Genomic DNA, 14,743 nt, shown 5'->3' with positions numbered 1-14,743 from the left:
GGTCAGGCGGGGAGCCGGAAGTCGACGACGTGGAGCGCCGAGGGGGTCGTCCCGCTCGACTTCTCCTGGTACATGACGGACAGGACGCCGTCCTGCGCGATCCGGGTCTCGTCGACGACGACCTCGCCGAAGGCGTTGAGTCCGGCGCCGTCGAACAGCAGCTTCCAGTCGGTGTGTCCGGAGGCCTTCGAGGCGCCGGCGATCCGGCCGAAGGGGAGGATCGCGTAGGCGTTGTCGTATCTGTCGAGGATCAGTCCGGTGCGCTGGCTGGAGTTGAGCGGGATCGGGATCTCGGTCTTCTGCCAGGTGCCCGAGGCGTTCTTGCGGAGGTGGAAGGCGCGGCCGTTGGCGGTGCGGTCGGCGACGTAGTTCGTGGTGCACTGGCCGAAGCGGCCGGGGACATAGCTGATGATCGCGTGCGGGCGGCCGGCCGAGTCGGTGGTCTGGCTCTCCTGGTTCATCAGGGAGTGGTCGGGGTTCAGCGGGTCGACGACGAGTCCGGCGTCGGTGACGGCGACCTTGTCGGAGCCGCCCGTGGTGCCGACCACGGTGCCGGCGTCGTTGCGCCAGGTGCGGCCGCGGTCGTCGGAGTACACGTAGCCGGTGTCGTGGTTGGTGATGCCGCCGCCGCTGCACATCACGGCGCCGTTCTGCTCGCGCCAGGTGAAGAAGGCGTGCAGCCGTCCGCCCCGGTCGTAGTCGATGCCGTGCAGGTACATGTTGCGGGCCGTGCTGGAGCCGTGCTCGCTGGTGTAGGTGCCGGTGGCGGCGGACCACTCACCGAGGGCGGTCCACCGGGTGCCGTCGTACTCGGCGAGGGCGTTGCGGCCGTTGCCGGAGACGGCGACCCGGTGGCTGAGCTGGAGCCTGCCCTCGGGCGTGGAGACGAACTGCGGGTAGGTGAACTGGGAGGTGAGGGCGAGTCCGTCGAGCGTGGACTGCGGTGCGCCGAAGCGGCTCGCGGTCCAGGTCAGTCCCGAGGGGTCGTCCATGAGGCCGGCGACCGACTTGACGTAGGTGAAGCCGTCGCTGTGCGAGTCCATGTTCAGGTGGAGCCGGCCGTCGGCCCTGGAGACGCCCATGGAGATGACGTTGTGGGAGTCGTCGTAGCGGAGCGTGTGGCCGACCTTCACGGTGGACCAGGTGCTGCCGCCCAAGGCGCGGCGGCCGACGACGGCGTTGCGGTCGGCGGTGTACCAGACGGCGTACTGGTGGCCCTTGTAGGTCAGCAGGCCGTTCTTCTGGAACGAGTTGTTGTTGACCAGGCCGTCGTAGGAGACGAAGAAGAGCGCCTGGCTGTCGAGCGTGGTGGTGCCGGTCCTCGTCACCGAGGGGCCGGGGTCGGCGGCCCGTGCGGTGCCGGCCGCGAGGGCGGGCGTCGTCACGGCACCGGCCAGGGCCGCGCCGAGCAGCGTGCGTCGTCTCATCTCAGGACTCCGTTCATCTCGGGGACTTCCGTCGTCTCGTACGAGGGGAACGCGGGGAGGGGGTCAGGCGAGGTGGAAGACCTCGGTGAGTGGTTTCATGGCCTCGTCGGGCCGGGCGCCGTCCAACGACTCGAAGAACGGCGCCATCTCCGCCTGCCAGCGGGTGTTGACGTCGGTGGCCTCCATGCCGGCCTGGGCCGCGGCGAAGTCCTCGGTCTCCAGGTAGCCGACGAGCAGTCCGTCCTCGCGCAGGAAGAGCGAGTAGTTGTGCCAGCCGGTGGCCGAGAGGGCGTCGAGCATCTCCGGCCAGACGGCGGCGTGCCGCTCGCGGTACTCGTCGAGGCGGTCCGCCCGGACCTTCAGCAGGAAGCACACGCGTTGCATCAACACCCCTTGATTGGTCAGAAGTTGAACTGGTCGATGTTCTTGGCGTCGAAGACGGTCGGCTTGCCGAGGCTGATCACGCCGTCCTTGCCGATGGTGTAGCTGGTGCCGCCGGCGGTGAAGGTCTCGCCCTCCTTGCCGGTGATCTGGCCGGACACCAGGGCCACCGCCGTCTGCGCGGCGAGCGCGCCGAGCTTCGCCGGGTCCCACAGCTCGAAGGCCTCGACGGTGCCGTTCTTGACGTACTTGCGCATGTCGTTGGGGGTGCCGAGGCCGGTCAGCTTGACCTTGCCCTTGTACTTGGAGCCGGACAGGTACTGGGCGGCTGCCTTGATGCCGACGGTGGTCGGGGAGATGATCCCCTTCAGGTTCGGGTACTCCTGGAGCAGGCCCTGGGTCTGCTGGAAGGACTTCTGGGCGTCGTCGTCGCCGTAGGCGACCTTGACCAGCTTGATGTCCTTGTACTTGGGATCCTTGAGTTCGTCCTTCATGAACTCGATCCAGGCGTTCTGGTTGGTCGCGGTCTGCGCGGCGGACAGGATCGCGATCTCGCCCTTGTAGCCGATCTGCTCGGCGAGCAGCTGGACCTCGGTGCGGCCCAGGTCCTCACCGCTGGCCTGCGAGACGAAGGCGTTGCGGCACTCGGGGTTGGTGTCGGAGTCGTAGGTGACGACCTTGATGTCACTGCTCATGGCCTGCTTGAGCGCGGTGCACAGCGCCCCCGGGTCCTGCGCGGACACGGCGATCGCGTCGACCTGCTGCTGGGTGAGCGTGTTGACGTAGGACACCTGGCCGGAGGTGTCGGTGCCGCTGCTGGTGCCGACCTCCTTGTAGCTGGAGCCCAGTTCCTTCAGGGCCGCCTCGCCGCCCTTGTCGGAGGTGGTGAAGTACGGGTTGTTGACCTGCTTGGGCAGGAAGCCGACCGTCAGGCCCTTCTTGGTGGCCGCGTTCGGGTCGGCCTTGCCGGCGGAGGCGGCGGCGCCGGTGCTCTCGTTCTTCACGTCCTCCTTGGTGGTGCCGCCGCAGGCGGTGGCGGCGAGCGCGAGGGAGGTGACGGCGGCCAGGGCCGCGCAGGTACGGCGGAGGGACGACTTGCGCATGAGAGAGGGTCCTTTGTGAGTACGGGGGGACGCGGGGGGCGGCTGGGGGGTCACGGGGCCGGGGCGGGTGCGCCGGCCGGTGGTGGTGCCGACGCGGCTCGCCGGCCGGCCCGCGCGACGGCGATCTGGCGGGCGACGCGGGGGCCGAGCACCGAGAGGACGAGCAGGACGCCGGTGACGACGATCTGCGACTGGGCGGAGACGTCCTGGAGGCTCATCACGTTCTGCAGGGCGCCGAGCAGGAAGACACCGGCGACGGCTCCGCCCAGGGTTCCCTTGCCGCCGTCGAAGTCGATGCCGCCGAGCAGCACCGCGGCGACGACGGACAGTTCGAGGCCGGTGGCGTTGTCGTAGCGGGCGCTGGCGTAGTGCAGGGCCCAGAAGATGCCGGTGAGGGAGGCCATCAGGCCGGTGAGGGTGAACAGGATCAGCTTCTGGCGCCTGACCCGGATCCCGGCGAACCGGGCGGCCTCCTCGCTGGCGCCGATCGCGAACAGCGACCGGCCGAACGGGGTGGCGTGCAGGGCGACCACGGCGATCGCGAGGAGGACCACGAAGGGCAGGAGGGCCTGCGGGACGAAGGTGTCCCCGATGCGTCCGGCCGCGAAGTCCAGGTACTGGGCGGGGAAGTCGGTGACCGCGTCGGAGCCGAGCACGATCTGCGCGATGCCCCGGTAGGCGGCCATGGTGCCGATGGTGACGGCGAGCGAGGGCAGTCCGAGGCGGGTCACCAGCAGTCCGTTGACCAGGCCGCAGACCACACCGAGCAGCAGGCAGACCGGGATGATCGCCTCGATGGTCATGCCCTGGTTCCACAGGGCGCCCATCACGGCGCCGGACAGGCCGGCCGTGGAGGCGACGGACAGGTCGATCTCGCCGGAGACGACCAGCAGGGTCATCGGCAGGGCGATCAGCGCGATGGGGAGCGTGTTGCCGATCAGGAAGGACAGGTTGAGGGCGTTGCCGAAACCGTCCACGAACGAGAAGGACAGCAGGAGCAGGACGACCAGGAGGGCGCCGACGACCGTGTCCCACCGGATGGCGCGGGCCAGCGACTCAGGCATGGCGGGCGTTCCTCTTCTTCAGGGCCGACGCCACCCGCAGTGCGACCACGCGGTCGACGGCGATGGCGAGGAGGAGCAGGATGCCGTTGATGGCGAGCACCCAGACGGAGCTGACGCCGAGGGCGGGCAGCACGCTGTTGACGGAGGTCAGCAGCAGGGCGCCGAGGGCGGCGCCGTAGACGCTGCCGGAGCCGCCGGTGAAGACCACGCCGCCGACGACGACCGCGCTGACGACGGTGAGTTCGTAGCCGTTGCCGGTGCCGGAGTCGACGTTGCCGAACCGGGCGAGGTACAGGGCTCCGGCGAGGCCGGCGAGGGCGCCGCAGAAGGTGTAGGCGACGAGGATCCGCTTGCGGACGGGGATGCCGGCGAGGCGGGCGGCCTCCGGGTTGGAGCCGAGCGCGTACAGCTCACGGCCGCTGCCGAAGTGCTTGAGGTAGTAGGCGGTGGCGACCAGGACGACGAGCGCGATCAGCGCGAGCCAGGGCACGGCGGAGATGCCGCCGGCGCCGAAGTCGACGAAACCGCCGGGCAGGTCGGCCGCGGTGATCTGCCGGGAGCCGACCCAGATGGAGTCGATGCCGCGGATGATGTACAGGGTGCCGAGGGTGACGACCAGGGCCGGCACCTGGCCGAGGCTGACCAGGAGGCCGTTGAGCAGGCCGAAGCCGATGCCGAGCAGGACCGCCAGCGCGACCGCGACGAGCGGGTCGCCGCCGTCCTGGAGGTAGACGCCGGCGGCGAAGGCGCTGATGCCGAGCGTGGAGCCGACGGACAGGTCGACGTTGCGGGTGATGACGACCAGGGACTGGCCGGTGGCGACCAGGACCAGGATGGTCGCGTTGAGCAGGAGGTCCTTGATGCCCTGTTCCGACAGGAACTCGCTGTTGCCGGCCTGTGTGACGGCGATCATCACCAGGAAGACGACCAGGATGGCCAGTTCGCGCATCTTGAAGACGCGGTCCACCAGGCGGGTGCTGCTGGACCCGGCCGCCTCGGCGGCGGGGGCTTCGGGAGCGGTCACCGTCATGCGGCTGCCCTCCCCGTGGCTGCGGCCATCACGGTTTCCTCGGTGGCGTCGGAGCGGGGGATCTCGGCGGTGAGCCGGCCCTCGTGCATCACCAGCACGCGGTCGGCCATGCCGAGGATCTCGGGCAGGTCGGAGGAGATCATCAGGACGGCGACCCCGTCGGCGGCCAGCTCGGACAGCAGCCGGTGCACCTCGGCCTTGGTGCCGACGTCGATGCCGCGGGTGGGCTCGTCGACGATGAGCACCTTCGGCCCGGTGGCCAGCCACTTCGCCAGGACGACCTTCTGCTGGTTGCCGCCGGAGAGCGTGTTGACGGTGTCGGCGATCCGGGCGTACTTCACCTGGAGCTTCACCGCCCAGTCGAGCGAGCGGCTGCGCTCGGCGCCCCGGTCCATCAGACCGGCCTTCACGGTGGTACGGAGTCCGGTCAGGCCGATGTTGCGCTCGATGGACATGTCCATCACCAGGCCCTGGGCGCGCCGGTCCTCGGGGACCAGGGCGAGGCCCGCGGCCATGGCGGTGGACGGGGCGCCGTTGGTGAGGGTGCGGCCGTCGACCTCCACCTCTCCGGCGTCCCAGCGGTCGATGCCGAAGACCGCGCGGGCGACCTCGGTGCGCCCGGCGCCGACCAGTCCGGCGAGGCCGACGATCTCGCCGCGCCGGACCTCGAAGGAGACGTCGGTGAAGACGCCCTCGCGCGTCAGCCGGCGCACGCTGAGGGCGACCTCGCCGGGATCGACGTGCTGCTTCGGGTACAGCTCGTCGAGGTCGCGGCCGACCATCCGGCGCACCAGGTCGTCCTCGCTCATGCCGTCGAGGGGCTCGCCGGCGATCCAGGCGCCGTCCCGCAGGGTTGTCACCCGTTGGCAGATCGCGAAGATCTCCTCCAGCCGGTGCGAGATGAACAGCACGGCGGCGCCCTCCTCGCGCAGGGTGCGCACGACGCCGAAGAGGCGGGCGACCTCGCTGCCGGTGAGGGCGGCGGTCGGCTCGTCCATGATCAGGACGCGGGCGTCGAAGGAGAGCGCCTTGGCGATCTCGACGATCTGCTGGTCCGCGATGGACAGGCCGCGCGCCGGGCGGTCCGGGTCCAGGTCGACGCCGAGGCGCCGCATCAGGGCCGCGGTGGCCTCGTGGGTGGCCTTGTGGTCGATGCGGCCGAGGGCCCGCCGGGGCTGGCGGCCCATGAAGATGTTCTCGGCGATCGAGAGGTCGGGGAAGAGCGTGGGCTCCTGGTAGATCACGGCGATGCCGGCGTCGCGGGCGTCGCCGGGGCCGTGGAAGACGACGGGCTCGCCGTCGAGCAGCACCTGGCCGGCGTCCGGCCGGTGCACTCCGGCGAGCGTCTTGATGAGGGTCGACTTGCCCGCGCCGTTCTCGCCTGCGAGGGCGTGCACCTCGCCGGGGAACAGCTCCAGGGAGACGCCCCGCAGGGCGCGTACGGCGCCGAAGGACTTGGAAACGTCCCTGAGCGCCAGCACCGGGGCAGGTCCCGTGTCGGACGGGTGGGTCATGGATGGCTCCTCGACGACGTCCGCCGACAGTCCCCGAGGGGCCGCCACGGCGTCGTGAAAGGTTTCAACTGGATTGCCGGGACGTTAGGCACGACGGACATGTCACGTCAATGGGTCCGCCTCGAAAAGTTTTCGATAGCCGAAGGTCACGCAACGGTCACGGAGGCCGGACCTGGGCAGAGGGGTTGACACACCCCCGACGGCCTCATAGCTTCCCGTTCTGAATCGTTTCACCCGGAAGCCTTTCCGGAAGCCGATCAGGATGTCTTTCCGGACCGATGTCACAGGAGCACTGAGTGACCGACCTCGCCGCGGTGAAGGCCGCGCTGAAGACCCAGGCCGTAGAGACGCCGTCGTGGGCGTACGGGAACTCTGGGACCCGCTTCAAGGTGTTCGCCCAGGAGGGCGTGCCCCGCGACCCGCGGGAGAAGCTCGACGACGCGGCGAAGGTGCACGAGTTCACCGGCGTCGCCCCGACCGTGGCCCTGCACATCCCCTGGGACAAGGTGGAGGACTACTCCGCACTTGCGAAACACGCCGGGGACCGGGGGGTCAAGCTGGGGACGATCAACTCCAACACCTTCCAGGACGACGCCTACCGGCTGGGCAGCGTCTGCCACCCGGAGGCCTCGGTCCGGCGCAAGGCCGTCGACCACCTCCTCGAGTGCGTCGACATCATGGACGCGACCGGCTCCGCCGATCTCAAGCTGTGGTTCGCCGACGGCACGAACTACCCCGGCCAGGACGACATCCGGGCCCGGCAGGACCGGCTGGCCGAGGCCCTGGCCGAGGTCTACGGGCGCCTCGGGGACGGGCAGCGGATGCTGCTGGAGTACAAGTTCTTCGAGCCCGCGTTCTACACGACGGACGTCCCGGACTGGGGCACCGCGTACACCCACTGCCTCAAGCTCGGCCCCAAGGCCCAGGTGGTCGTCGACACCGGTCACCACGCGCCGGGCACCAACATCGAGTTCATCGTGGCCACGCTGCTGCGCGAGGGCAAGCTCGGCGGGTTCGACTTCAACTCGCGGTTCTACGCCGACGACGACCTGATGGTGGGGTCGGCCGACCCGTTCCAGCTGTTCCGGATCATGTACGAGGTCGTCCGCGGCGGGGGCCTCGGCTCCGAGGTGGCGTTCATGCTCGACCAGTGCCACAACATCGAGGCGAAGATCCCGGCGATCATCCGGTCCGTGATGAACGTCCAGGAGGCCACGGCGAAGGCCCTGCTGGTCGACCGGTCGGCGCTGGCCGCCGCGCAGGCCTCCGGGGACGTCCTGGAGGCGAACGCGGTGCTGATGGACGCGTACAACACCGACGTACGGCCGCTGCTGCGCGAGGTGCGGGAGGAGATGGGGCTGGACCCCGACCCCATCGCCGCGTACCGCGCGAGCGGGTGGGCCGAGAAGATCGTCGCCGAGCGGGTCGGTGGGGAGCAGGCCGGCTGGGGCGCGTGAGCGCCGGCCGCGTTCCCGCTGTTCGCGGGCCGCGCACGCCGCGGCCGGCCGCCCGGGCGTCCGCAGCCCGCGGGCCGGGGGTCGTCGTTCCCGCCGCGCACGGGGCACCGGCCGTCGTCCCCGCCCCGCACGGGCCGCGCACGCAGCGGCCGACCGCCCGGGCGTCCGCAGATCGCGGGCCGCGGGGCGTCGTGACCGGTCGCGTCCACGCCGGCGGGCCGCACCTCGGCGCGGCCCCGCGCCCCTGGAAGAACCGCACTCACCTCTCTCTCACGTAAGGACTGGAAGTTCATGGCACCGCATCCCGAAGCCGCCGCACTCCTCGCCCGGTCGCACCGGCTCGGCGCCGACCCCCGCAACACCAACTACGCCGGCGGGAACACCTCCGCCAAGGGCACCGGCACCGACCCCGTCACCGGTGGCGACGTCGAGCTGATGTGGGTGAAGGGGTCCGGTGGGGACCTCGGGACCCTCACCGAGGCGGGACTGGCCGTGCTGCGGCTGGACCGGCTGCGGGGGCTCGTCGACGTCTACCCGGGCGTGGAGCGCGAGGACGAGATGGTCGCCGCGTTCGACTACTGCCTGCACGGCAGGGGCGGCGCGGCCCCGTCCATCGACACCGCCATGCACGGCCTCGTGGACGCCGCCCACGTCGACCACCTGCACCCCGACTCGGGCATCGCGCTCGCCTGCGCCGCCGACGGGGAGAAGCTGACCGCCGAGTGCTTCGGGGACAGCGTGGTGTGGGTGCCGTGGCGGCGGCCCGGTTTCCAGCTGGGGCTGGACATCGCCGCCGTGAAGGCCGCCAACCCGCAGGCCGTCGGCTGCATCCTCGGCGGGCACGGGATCACCGCCTGGGGCGACACCGCCGAGGAGTGCGAGCGCAACTCGCTCCACATCATCCGGACCGCCGAGGCGTTCCTGGCGGAGCGGGGCAAGGCCGATCCGTTCGGGCCCGCCCTCGAGGGCTACGGGGCGCTGCCCGAGGACGAGCGACGGGAGCGGGCCGCCGCCCTCGCGCCGTACGTGCGGGCGATCGCCTCGCAGGACCGGCCGCAGGTCGGGCACTTCACCGACTCGGACGTCGTGCTGGACTTCCTGGCCGCCGCCGGGCATCCGCGGCTCGCCGCGCTCGGCACCTCCTGCCCCGACCACTTCCTGCGGACCAAGGTGCGGCCCCTCGTCCTGGACCTGCCGCCCACCGCCCCGGTGGCGGAGGCGGTGGCGCGGCTGAAGGAGCTGCACGCCGCCTACCGCGAGGAGCACGCCGCCTACTACCGGCGGCACGCGGCGCCCGACTCCCCCGCGATGCGCGGCGCCGACCCGGCGATCGTGCTCGTGCCCGGGGTGGGCATGTTCTCCTTCGGCAAGGACAAGCAGACCGCCCGGGTGGCCGGCGAGTTCTACGTCAACGCGATCAACGTGATGCGGGGTGCCGAGTCGGTGTCGACGTACGCGCCGATCGAGGAGTCGGAGAAGTTCCGCATCGAGTACTGGGCGCTGGAGGAGGCCAAGCTCCAGCGGATGCCGAAGCCGAAGGCCCTGGCCACGCGGGTGGCGCTGGTGACGGGCGCGGGCAGCGGCATCGGCAGGGCGATCGCGCACCGGCTGGTCGCCGAAGGCGCGTGTGTCGTCGTCGCCGATCTGAACGGGGACAACGCGGCCGCCGTGGCCGAGGAGCTGGGCGGGCCGGACAAGGCCGTCGCCGTGACCGTCGACGTCACCTCCGAGGAGCAGATCGCCGACGCCTTCCGGGCCGCGGTGCTCGCCTTCGGCGGGGTCGACCTGGTGGTCAACAACGCCGGCATCTCCATCTCCAAGCCGCTGCTGGAGACCTCCGCGAAGGACTGGGACCTCCAGCACGACATCATGGCCCGCGGCTCCTTCCTCGTCTCGCGCGAGGCGGCCCGCGTGATGATCGCGCAGGAACTGGGCGGCGACATCGTCTACATCGCGTCGAAGAACGCCGTCTTCGCCGGCCCGAACAACATCGCCTACTCCGCGACCAAGGCCGACCAGGCCCACCAGGTGCGGCTGCTGGCCGCCGAGCTGGGCGAGCACGGGATCCGCGTCAACGGCGTCAACCCCGACGGCGTGGTGCGCGGCTCGGGCATCTTCGCGGGCGGCTGGGGCGCCCAGCGCGCGGCGACCTACGGGATCGAGGAGGAGAAGCTGGGCGAGTTCTACGCGCAGCGCACCATCCTCAAGCGGGAGGTGCTGCCCGAGCACGTGGCGAACGCCGTCTTCGCGCTCACCGGCGGCGAACTCACCCACACCACCGGTCTGCACATCCCCGTCGACGCGGGTGTGGCGGCCGCCTTCCTCCGGTGACGGCCGTGAAGTCGTACGCCGCGGTCGACCTCGGCGCCTCCAGCGGGCGCGTGATGACCGGCCGCGTCGGCCCGGACACGCTGGAGCTGACCGAGGCGCACCGTTTCCCCAACCGCCCCGTGCGCGTGCCGGAAGGCCTGCGCTGGGACGTGCTCGGGCTGTACGCCGGGGTGCTGGAGGGACTGCGGGCCGCCGGCCAGGTGGACTCCGTCGGCATCGACAGCTGGGCCGTGGACTACGGCCTGCTCGACGCCGACGGGGCCCTGCTGGGCAACCCGGTGCACTACCGCGACGCCCGCACCGAGGGCGTCCCGGAGAAGGTGTGGGCGAGCGTCCCGGCCGCCGAGCTGTACGCGGCGACAGGACTGCAGTACGCGCCTTTCAACACGCTGTACCAGCTCACGGCGGCCCGCGAGAGCCGTCAACTGGCCTGTGCACGAAGGCTTTTGCTCATCCCCGATCTGCTGTCGTACTGGCTGACCGGGGAGCAGGGCACCGAGCTGACCAACGCCTCCACCACCCAGCTCGTCGATCCCCGGACCCGCGACTGGGCGTACGACCTCGCCGCGCGGCTGGACATCGACCTCGGCCTGTTCGCCCCCCTGCGGCGGCCCGGGGACGCGGCGGGCGTGCTGCGGGCGGAGGTGCTGGAGGAGACCGGGCTGGCCGGGCCCGTGCCGGTGACGGCCGTCGGGTCGCACGACACGGCGTCCGCGGTGGCCGCCGTGCCGGCCACGGGCGAGCGCTTCGCCTACATCTGCACGGGCACGTGGTCCCTGGCCGGCCTGGAACTCGACGCACCCGTGCTCACCGAGGACAGCCGCGCCGCCAACTTCACCAACGAGCTGGGACTGGACGGCACGGTCCGCTACCTCCGCAACATCATGGGGCTGTGGCTGCTCCAGGAGTGCGTACGGGCCTGGGGCGACCCGAACCTGAGCGGGCTGCTGCGCGACGCCGCCGAGGTGCCGGCGCTGCGGTCGGTGGTGGACGCGGGGGACGCCGCGTTCCTCGCGCCGGGCCGGATGCCGGAGCGGATCGCCGAGGCGTGCCGCGCCTCCGGGCAGCCGGTGCCGGGCACCCCCGCCGAGATCACCCGCTGCATCCTGGACTCCCTCGCGCTCGCCCACCGGCGGGCGGTGGAGGACGCCCAGCGGCTGGCCGGCCACCCCGTCGACGTCGTGCACATCGTCGGCGGCGGCACCCGCAACGCGCTGCTGTGCCAGCTCACCGCCGACGCCTGCGGGCTGCCGGTGGTGGCCGGTCCGACGGAGGCCGCCGCGCTCGGCAACGTCCTCGTCCAGGCCAGGGCGCACGGGCTGGTCGGCGACCGGCAGGACATGCGCGGGCTGCTCGCCAGAACCCAGCACCTGACGCGCTACGAACCGCAGGGCGGCACCGGCCGCTGGCGGGACGCGCAGGCCCGGCTCGCCACACAGTGAGCCGGGCCGGCCCCCGGTCCGGGCTCGCCACACGGTGAGCCTCGGCCCGGCCCCGGCCCGGCCGCCGGACTACCCTGCACCCATCCGATGACCGACCCCGAGGAGCCGCGATGCGTGTCGCACTGTTCCTGACCTGTGTCAACGACACGCTGTATCCCGACACCGGCCGCGCCGTGGTGAAACTCCTGACCAGACTGGGTGTCGAGGTCGACTTCCCGATGGCCCAGACCTGCTGCGGCCAGGCCCACTACAACACCGGCTACCGCCACGAGGCCGAACCTCTCGCCCGCCACTTCTCCGATGTCTTCGGGGAGTACGAGGCGATCGTGACGCCGTCGGGATCGTGCGGGGCGATGGTGCGCGAGCTGTACCCGCGGATGGGTGAGCGGGCGCGGGCCGAGGGCCGCGGCGACACCCTCGCCGCGGCCCTGGCGCCGGTGGTGCCGAAGACGTACGAGCTGACCGAGTTCCTTCTCGACGTGCTCGGCGTGACGGACGTCGGGGCGTACTACCCGCACACCGTGACCTACCACCCGACCTGTCACGGGCTGCGCGGTCTCGGTCTCGGGGAACGGCCCCGGCGGCTGCTCCGGGCGGTGAAGGGGCTGCAACTGGTCGAGCTGCCCGGCGCCGAGGAGTGCTGCGGCTTCGGCGGGACCTTCGCGCTGAAGAACGCCGACGTCTCCGCGGCGATGGGCACGGACAAGGTGCGCAACGCCGAGTCGACGGGCGCCGAGGTGCTGTGCGCGGCCGACAACTCGTGCCTGATGCACATCGGCGGCACGATGACCAGGCTCCGGTCCGGCCTGCGGCCGGTGCACATCGCGGAGATCCTGGCGAGCACGGAGGAGGAACCGGCCGTATGAGCGGTACGTATCTCGGAATGCCGGCGTTCCCGAAGGCCGCCCACGAGGCGGTCGGCAACACGACGCTGCGGGGCAATCTGCGGCACGCCACGCACACCATCCGCGCCAAGCGCGCGGCGGCGGTCGCCGAGGTGTCCGACTGGGCCGAGCTGCGGGAGGCCGGCAAGCGGATCAAGGATCACACGCTCCGTCATCTCGACCGCTACCTCGAGCAGTTGGAGGAGTCCGTCACGGCGGCGGGCGGCACCGTCCACTGGGCGGCCGACGCCGACGAGGCCAACCGGATCGTCACCCGGCTGGTCAAGGAGACCGGTGAGTCGGAGGTCGTGAAGGTCAAGTCCATGGCCACGCAGGAGATCGGGCTCAACGAGGCCCTGGAGGCCGAGGGCATCCGCGCCTACGAGACCGATCTCGCCGAGCTGATCGTGCAGCTGGGCAAGGACCGGCCCTCGCACATCCTCGTCCCCGCGATCCACCGCAACCGCGGGGAGATCCGCGACATCTTCGCCCGCGAGATGGGCGAGTGGGGGCGTCCGGCGCCCGAGGGGCTGACGGACACGCCGGCCGAACTAGCCGAGGCGGCCCGGCTGCACCTGCGCGAGAAGTTCCTGCGGGCCAAGGTGGGCGTCTCCGGCGCCAACTTCATGGTCGCCGAGACGGGCACCCTGGTGGTCGTCGAGTCCGAGGGCAACGGGCGGATGTGCCTGACCCTCCCCGAGACGCTGATCTCGGTGGTCGGCATCGAGAAGATCGTGCCGTCGTGGCGTGACCTGGAGGTCTTCCTCCAGACCCTCCCCCGTTCCTCCACCGCCGAACGCATGAACCCCTACACCTCGACGTGGACGGGCACCACCGACGGCGACGGCCCGCGGACCTTCCACCTGGTCCTCCTCGACAACGGCCGCAGCGACACCCTCGCCGACGAGGTCGGCCGCCAGGCCCTGCGCTGCATCCGCTGCTCGGCCTGCCTCAACGTCTGCCCCGTCTACGAGCGGGCGGGCGGGCACGCCTACGGCTCGGTCTACCCGGGGCCGATCGGCGCCATCCTCAGCCCCCAGCTGCGGGGCACCCAGAGCGAGATCGACGCCTCGCTGCCGTACGCCTCCTCGCTGTGCGGCGCCTGCTACGAGGTCTGCCCGGTCGCCATCGACATCCCCGAGGTGCTGGTGCACCTGCGGGAACGGGTCGTCCAGGGCGGGCCGGTGACGCGGGAGGGCAACAAGGCGGTGCTGAAGCCGGCCAAGGGGCACGCCGCCGAGCGGGCGGCGATGCGGGCGGCCCGCTGGGCGTTCAGCCGCCCCGGCGCCCTGCGCACCGGCCAGCGGCTCGCCTCCCGCACCCGCCGGCTGCATCCGCGCTCGCTGCCGGGCCCCGGCAAGGCGTGGAGCGGCACCCGGGACCTCCCGGCCGTGCCGGCGGAGCCCTTCCGCGACTGGTGGCAGCGCACGCACGGCGGGAACGACGGCAAGGGGGCCGCGAAGTGAGCAGCAGGGAACGGATTCTGGGCCGGGTGCGGCGCGCGCTGGCCGACGTGCCGCGGGACGACTCCCCGTACGAGGACGCCGTCGGGCGGGAGTACCTGCGCGAGCACGGCGACCGGAGTGTCGCGGAGACGGTGGAGCTGCTCGCGGAGAACCTGGCGGACTACCGGGCGGTCGTGCACCGCACGGACGAGGAGGGGCTGCCCCTGCTCATCATGCGGCTGCTCGCCCAGCGGGGGCCCCGGTACGTGCTCGTGCCCCCGGGTCTCCCGCCGGCGTGGATGTCGGCCGCCGATCCCACCCGGGTCCACGACCGCGCCGTGAGCACGTCTCACGAACTCGACGAGGTGGAGAGCGTGGTCACCGGCTGCGCCCTGGCCGTCGCCGAGACCGGCACCATCGTCCTGGACGGCTCCCCCGACCAGGGCCGCCGCCGCATCACCCTCGTCCCCGACCACCACATCTGCGTCGTGCGCGTCCCGGACCAGGTGGTCGCCTCCGTCCCGCAGGCGCTCGAACGGCTCGACCCGGCACGCCCGTTGACGTGGATCTCCGGCCCCTCGGCGACCAGCGACATCGAACTCGACCGGGTGGAGGGCGTGCACGGGCCGCGCACCCTGGAGGTGATCCTGGTCGGCTGAGCGGCC

The 14,743-nt window shown here is 71.7% G+C and carries 12 protein-coding genes; 6 read left to right on the top strand and 6 right to left on the bottom strand.

The window, feature by feature from the left end; translation table 11 throughout:
- Positions 1 to 2: 2 nt before the first annotated feature.
- From ACIP5W_RS04015 to ACIP5W_RS03990, 6 genes are all read right to left on the bottom strand, one after another.
- Positions 3 to 1,427, bottom strand: coding sequence for a BNR repeat-containing protein (locus ACIP5W_RS04015; RefSeq protein WP_401466342.1), 1,425 nt, complete (start codon positions 1,425 to 1,427; stop codon positions 3 to 5).
- Positions 1,428 to 1,490: 63 nt separating this feature from the next.
- The gene (locus tag ACIP5W_RS04010; RefSeq protein ID WP_401466339.1) at positions 1,491 to 1,811 is read right to left on the bottom strand and encodes an L-rhamnose mutarotase; all 321 of its coding nucleotides are present in this window, start codon (positions 1,809 to 1,811) and stop codon (positions 1,491 to 1,493) included.
- Positions 1,812 to 1,828: 17 nt separating this feature from the next.
- Positions 1,829 to 2,911 (bottom strand): rhamnose ABC transporter substrate-binding protein, encoded by a 1,083-nt coding sequence (gene rhaS, locus ACIP5W_RS04005; protein ID WP_401466336.1) that lies wholly within the window; start codon positions 2,909 to 2,911, stop codon positions 1,829 to 1,831.
- 50 nt (positions 2,912 to 2,961) lie between these two features.
- Positions 2,962 to 3,975: an ABC transporter permease gene (locus ACIP5W_RS04000; protein WP_401466333.1), complete on the bottom strand. Its 1,014-nt coding sequence runs from the start codon at positions 3,973 to 3,975 to the stop codon at positions 2,962 to 2,964.
- Positions 3,968 to 5,005: an ABC transporter permease gene (locus ACIP5W_RS03995; RefSeq protein WP_401466331.1), complete on the bottom strand. Its 1,038-nt coding sequence runs from the start codon at positions 5,003 to 5,005 to the stop codon at positions 3,968 to 3,970. The genes ACIP5W_RS04000 and ACIP5W_RS03995 overlap by 8 nt, the downstream gene beginning before the upstream one ends.
- Positions 5,002 to 6,519, bottom strand: a complete 1,518-nt coding sequence (locus ACIP5W_RS03990) for a sugar ABC transporter ATP-binding protein (RefSeq protein ID WP_401466329.1) — start codon at positions 6,517 to 6,519, stop codon at positions 5,002 to 5,004. The genes ACIP5W_RS03995 and ACIP5W_RS03990 overlap by 4 nt, the downstream gene beginning before the upstream one ends.
- Positions 6,520 to 6,815: 296 nt before the next feature.
- Here ACIP5W_RS03990 and rhaI point away from each other — a divergent pair, with 296 nt between their 5' ends.
- From rhaI to ACIP5W_RS03960, 6 genes are all read left to right on the top strand, one after another.
- Positions 6,816 to 7,976, top strand: coding sequence for an L-rhamnose isomerase (rhaI, locus tag ACIP5W_RS03985; protein WP_401466327.1), 1,161 nt, complete (start codon positions 6,816 to 6,818; stop codon positions 7,974 to 7,976).
- Between the two features lie 291 nt (positions 7,977 to 8,267).
- Positions 8,268 to 10,307, top strand: coding sequence for a bifunctional aldolase/short-chain dehydrogenase (locus ACIP5W_RS03980; RefSeq protein WP_401466325.1), 2,040 nt, complete (start codon positions 8,268 to 8,270; stop codon positions 10,305 to 10,307).
- A 5-nt stretch (positions 10,308 to 10,312) separates the two neighbouring features.
- The gene (locus ACIP5W_RS03975) at positions 10,313 to 11,749 is read left to right on the top strand and encodes a rhamnulokinase family protein (RefSeq protein WP_401466323.1); all 1,437 of its coding nucleotides are present in this window, start codon (positions 10,313 to 10,315) and stop codon (positions 11,747 to 11,749) included.
- 110 nt (positions 11,750 to 11,859) lie between these two features.
- Positions 11,860 to 12,615 carry a (Fe-S)-binding protein gene (locus ACIP5W_RS03970; protein ID WP_401466320.1) on the top strand — a complete coding sequence of 252 codons (756 nt, stop codon included), beginning with the start codon at positions 11,860 to 11,862 and terminating at the stop codon, positions 12,613 to 12,615.
- Positions 12,612 to 14,099: a LutB/LldF family L-lactate oxidation iron-sulfur protein gene (locus tag ACIP5W_RS03965; RefSeq protein WP_401466317.1), complete on the top strand. Its 1,488-nt coding sequence runs from the start codon at positions 12,612 to 12,614 to the stop codon at positions 14,097 to 14,099. The genes ACIP5W_RS03970 and ACIP5W_RS03965 overlap by 4 nt, the downstream gene beginning before the upstream one ends.
- Positions 14,096 to 14,737 carry a lactate utilization protein C gene (locus tag ACIP5W_RS03960; protein ID WP_401466314.1) on the top strand — a complete coding sequence of 214 codons (642 nt, stop codon included), beginning with the start codon at positions 14,096 to 14,098 and terminating at the stop codon, positions 14,735 to 14,737. The genes ACIP5W_RS03965 and ACIP5W_RS03960 overlap by 4 nt, the downstream gene beginning before the upstream one ends.
- The last annotated feature ends 6 nt before the right edge of the window (positions 14,738 to 14,743 follow it).

Source organism: Streptomyces sp. NPDC088766 (assembly GCF_044750845.1).
GTDB lineage: Bacteria > Actinomycetota > Actinomycetes > Streptomycetales > Streptomycetaceae > Streptomyces.
This window is presented reverse-complemented; position numbering and strand designations above follow the sequence as displayed.

Excerpts from the sequence above, each read along its gene's own strand:
- ACIP5W_RS03995 (WP_401466331.1), bottom strand. The coding sequence starts at position 5,005 with ATGACGGTGACCGCTCCCGAAGCCCCCGCCGCCGAGGCGGCCGGGTCC.
- ACIP5W_RS03965 (WP_401466317.1), top strand. The coding sequence starts at position 12,612 with ATGAGCGGTACGTATCTCGGAATGCCGGCGTTCCCGAAGGCCGCCCAC.
- ACIP5W_RS03990 (WP_401466329.1), bottom strand. The coding sequence starts at position 6,519 with ATGACCCACCCGTCCGACACGGGACCTGCCCCGGTGCTGGCGCTCAGG.
- ACIP5W_RS03970 (WP_401466320.1), top strand. The coding sequence starts at position 11,860 with ATGCGTGTCGCACTGTTCCTGACCTGTGTCAACGACACGCTGTATCCC.
- ACIP5W_RS03980 (WP_401466325.1), top strand. The coding sequence starts at position 8,268 with ATGGCACCGCATCCCGAAGCCGCCGCACTCCTCGCCCGGTCGCACCGG.
- rhaS (WP_401466336.1), bottom strand. The coding sequence starts at position 2,911 with ATGCGCAAGTCGTCCCTCCGCCGTACCTGCGCGGCCCTGGCCGCCGTC.
- ACIP5W_RS04000 (WP_401466333.1), bottom strand. The coding sequence starts at position 3,975 with ATGCCTGAGTCGCTGGCCCGCGCCATCCGGTGGGACACGGTCGTCGGC.
- ACIP5W_RS04015 (WP_401466342.1), bottom strand. The coding sequence starts at position 1,427 with ATGAGACGACGCACGCTGCTCGGCGCGGCCCTGGCCGGTGCCGTGACG.
- ACIP5W_RS04010 (WP_401466339.1), bottom strand. The coding sequence starts at position 1,811 with ATGCAACGCGTGTGCTTCCTGCTGAAGGTCCGGGCGGACCGCCTCGAC.